General features: G+C 61.9%; 1 pseudogene. It reads left to right on the top strand.

The features are described 5' to 3' along the window. Nucleotides 1–424, top strand: a pseudogene (locus tag RMCN_RS21055) (MFS transporter); the annotation flags it as partial. Nucleotides 425–1,026 lie beyond the last annotated feature (602 nt).

The raw sequence follows: 1,026 nt of genomic DNA, 5'->3' as shown, positions 1-1,026 counted from the left end.
GGTCGCGTTCGTGCCGCTGGCCGTCGTTCCCGATAGCGGCCGGTTCGGCCTGGTGGCGTCCGCGATCGCCTTGCTCTCTGCCGCTGCACTGCTGGCAGTCGGATCAGCAGCGGTATTTCCCTTCGAAATGGACACCGTGGTATCACTCGCCCACAACCGGTTGGTCGCAACGCATTACGGCTTCTATAACACCATCATCGGTGTCGGCATACTTGCCGGCAACTTGGGTACCGGTGCGCTGATGCAAGCCGCGCGCGATGCCGGCGCGCCAGAGCTGATCTGGGCAGCGCTGAGCCTAATTGGCGGGCTGACGGCATCAGCGCTCTTCTACCTTAATCGCAGCGGGCGACTGCAGCCGGTGCCGGTCAAAGCCGCCGCGGATCCGGGTCGAGTGACCTCGCCGGACCACCCTCCTGCGCAGTGACTGACCGGGCGTCACGGTGCGGGCCCTTGCATGAACTTCCGAAAAGCAGCCATCGGATCTTTCGAAAGGCCGAAAGTAGCTATTTTAGAAGCGTTCTCATCGTTATCCAACCGTGCCCGCAAGACCGGTAATGCTGTCAGTGCTTTGAGGTACCTTTAACTAGTAGCTACTGAGCTACTACGTACTAACCAGGGCGATGAATGGTTGGTCCAGCGGCGAATTGGGAGTGGACATGGCTACATTGGCAAAGATGGCAACAATAGTCGCCGGTATCACCACCGCGGCCGTGTTGGTCGCCGCGCCGGCACCCGCTGCCCCAACGGGCCCTGGCTCTGCGCAGGATACGGTGAAAAGCCTTGAGGACAGCGGATATACGGTCATCGTGAGCAAGACCGGATCCGCGCCCCTTACGAAGTGCGCCGTGAGCTCGATTCGACCAGGACGCGACGTCACCGAGATGCGCAGAGACATGCGCGACCGCACCGTGCAGCGGGTGGTGTACAGGACAATGTACGTCGACGTCACCTGCTAGGAGAGGCCGCGCTGCGGCGACGTGGCTAGCGGCCGATCGACCAATGCACACAAGGGTGTCGTGGCCGGGC

Origin of the sequence: Mycolicibacterium novocastrense, assembly GCF_001570485.1 — a bacterium.
Classification (GTDB): domain Bacteria; phylum Actinomycetota; class Actinomycetes; order Mycobacteriales; family Mycobacteriaceae; genus Mycobacterium; species Mycobacterium novocastrense.
The sequence above is the reverse complement of the archived record's forward strand: the minus strand, read 5'-3'. Positions and strand labels throughout refer to the sequence as shown.